We start from the raw sequence: 2609 nt of genomic DNA, 5'->3' as shown, positions 1-2609 counted from the left end.
AAAGATAAATTCGACAACAATAAATCCATAAATTCGACGGCAAAATATTACATATCTAATTCTTAATCAGAAGGATTCAGCCTTCATAGACACAAAACTATTTACGCCCTCGTTCTAATAATTAGAACCGTCGTTATTTTTTAATTTTTATTTTCGGATCAATTCCAGAAGTTTTTCTTTCGGCTGTGCTCCCAGTGTCTGAGCTATAATTTCTCCATTCTTGAATACAAGAAATGTAGGTATTGACATGACCCGATACTGTCTTGCAAGTTCCATCTGCTCATCCACATTCACTTTGCATACCTTAATTTCCGTCTGCTCTTTCGCCAGCTCTTCTATAACCGGCAACATCATCTGGCAGGGTCCACACCATTCTGCCCAGAAATCCACCAACACCGGTTTATCTGCTTTTAAAACTTCCTGCTCAAAATTTTCTTTTGTTAATACAACTGCCATCTTATTACTCCTTTTCTTTATAAAATTTTCATTATAGAACTGTCTTGTGTATTTTCTGACTTCGATGCCAATACCTTTCTTTCAATATCAGCAACTGTTAGATTTTCCATATACTCTCTGCACAATTTATTCATGTCCGAAGCCATTTCATCTATGATTTTAGCCATCCCACTACAGATCATACACTCTTTATCCGCATTCCCCGAAGTCCATGTTGCTTTCACAAATTCTGTTCCAAGTGCTTCTCCTACACTTTGAAGCGTACAATCCGCTCCGTCCCTGCAGAGACGATAGCCTCCGCTTGCACCTTCTTTCGTGTCTACAAGACCGGCTTTTTTTAGTTTTCCCATCACTTTTCTAATACATACCGGATTCGTACAAACATTCTCAGCCAACACATCACTTGCAACTACTTCCTGCTTATGATATAGAAAAACAAGAGCGTGCACCGCAATTATAAATTCACTATTCATTGTCTTCTCCTCTTCGCTTCCCTATCTGATCTGCTGACTCTATCGTCTGTAAAACAATGCTCTCCATCATATCGCCGGTAAGCGCACCACTTACATAACCATATACATTCCCATTTACATCTATCATAAATGTCGTGGGAAATGCCGTAATTCCATAATTCGAAAGAATTTCACCGCTTTCATCAAAAAGTATGGGGTAAGTCCATCCGTTTTCATTCATGAAACCGGCAATTTCTTCTTTACTAATATCGTTATTATTAGGGTGTCCCTCAGTTTTGGGATTTGCCACACCAAGCACGATTACATCTTCTGTATTTTCATTGTATTGTTCGTAAAGTTTCTGTATATCCGGCATTTCACTTTTACACGGCCCGCACCAGGTTGCCCAGAAATTCAAAAAAATAGTCTTTCCACGATAATCTGACAGCGTATGTTCTTTCCCATATTGATCCATCAATATAAAATCAGGTGCCTTAATCTGCTTATGAACTTCTTCATCTTCCTCATCATTCTGCATTTCTTCTGAATCCGAAGTCTGCCGAGTCTCCTCTGTTGTCGAATTTTTACTTTCAAACGAAGAAGCCAGATGACCCATCACGCCGTTTAACCATCCAGTCAGTGTCATAACTCCCATCACGATAAGAAGTACTGCTCCTATTTTCACAGTATATTTGACAATACTTCCATGATTTCTAAAAAACGTAAGCAATGTTCCGGTAAATATCCCTACCAGAAGAAACGGTACAACAAACCCGAGAACATAAACACTGATCAGAACAAATCCCTGTTTCATTGTTGTGGATGAACCTGCCATTAATAGCACCGCTGATAGTGTGGGGCCAACACAAGGTGTCCATGCAAAGCTGAATGTAAATCCCAAAATCAAAGCAGTGATTGGATTCATCGTCCATTTGTCCCATCGTATATTCAATCGATGTTCCCGCTCCAATGTCTTAGATCTTCCGAATATACCCAACTGATATGCACCTAGCAAAATCATAATTCCCCCGCTAAGACGTGCGAACCAGATCCTGTTATCTTTTAGGAACTGTCCGAGTACCGTAAATCCTAGTCCTAACACATAGAAAGCAGCTCCTATTCCAAACACAAAGCATACCGTATGAAGAAACACTTTCTTTTTCGGATAAACCATCCGGCCCTGCTCATCAACGTTTAATGTTCCACCTGCAAGATATCCAATATACAAGGGTACAAGAGGAAACACACACGGAGATAAAAAGCTCAATACCCCTTGTATAAATACAGTAAATACGGGAATTCCTGCTTCAAATGTTAAATTCATATATCTCCTTTCTAATCTGTAATCCATATTATTACATTTATTACTGTAACAATATCACATACAGTTAGATCTGTCAATATATCATTTGTTATAATAAAAAAACTTCCATAAACATCTCTGTCTATGGAAGTCATCTTAACTCCCCGAGTTGGGTTCGAACCAACGACCCTTCGGTTAACAGCCGAATGCTCTACCGCTGAGCTATCGAGGAATACTCTAATATTATAGCACTTTCTTCATTTTTTTCAAGTGCTTTTTGAAAATACTTTTATGTACCTTCAAAACCACATACAAAGTTTTATCTCTCCATCCATTTCTTTCCTATCCTACCATTTCAAACTTACTTTCCGCGGAAACCATTCCTGTAAGATCCGCTC

At 38.8% G+C, this 2609-nt stretch carries 3 protein-coding genes and 1 tRNA gene; all 4 read right to left on the bottom strand.

Features of this window, described 5'->3' with window-relative positions:
- Nucleotides 1-147: 147 nt before the first annotated feature.
- Nucleotides 148-456, bottom strand: a complete 309-nt coding sequence (gene trxA / locus ACTNBF_RS16360; protein ID WP_427808294.1) for a thioredoxin — start codon at nucleotides 454-456, stop codon at nucleotides 148-150.
- A 17-nt stretch (nucleotides 457-473) separates the two neighbouring features.
- A complete protein-coding gene (locus ACTNBF_RS16355; RefSeq protein WP_441089695.1) occupies nucleotides 474-929 on the bottom strand; it encodes an RrF2 family transcriptional regulator in 456 nt (151 codons plus the stop codon).
- Complete coding sequence (locus ACTNBF_RS16350) at nucleotides 922-2232, bottom strand: redoxin domain-containing protein (protein ID WP_427820193.1); 1311 nt, start codon at nucleotides 2230-2232, stop codon at nucleotides 922-924. The genes ACTNBF_RS16355 and ACTNBF_RS16350 overlap by 8 nt, the downstream gene beginning before the upstream one ends.
- Before the next feature lie 139 nt (nucleotides 2233-2371).
- Nucleotides 2372-2443 (bottom strand) — tRNA-Asn (locus ACTNBF_RS16345).
- Between the last annotated feature and the right edge of the window lie 166 nt (nucleotides 2444-2609).

Source organism: Bariatricus sp. HCP28S3_A4 (assembly GCF_052066395.1).
In the GTDB taxonomy this organism is placed as follows: Bacteria; Bacillota; Clostridia; order Lachnospirales; family Lachnospiraceae; genus Allocoprococcus.
This window is presented reverse-complemented; position numbering and strand designations above follow the sequence as displayed.

Excerpts from the sequence above, each read along its gene's own strand:
- trxA (WP_427808294.1), bottom strand. The coding sequence starts at position 456 with ATGGCAGTTGTATTAACAAAAGAAAATTTTGAGCAGGAAGTTTTAAAA.
- ACTNBF_RS16355 (WP_441089695.1), bottom strand. The coding sequence starts at position 929 with ATGAATAGTGAATTTATAATTGCGGTGCACGCTCTTGTTTTTCTATAT.
- ACTNBF_RS16350 (WP_427820193.1), bottom strand. The coding sequence starts at position 2,232 with ATGAATTTAACATTTGAAGCAGGAATTCCCGTATTTACTGTATTTATA.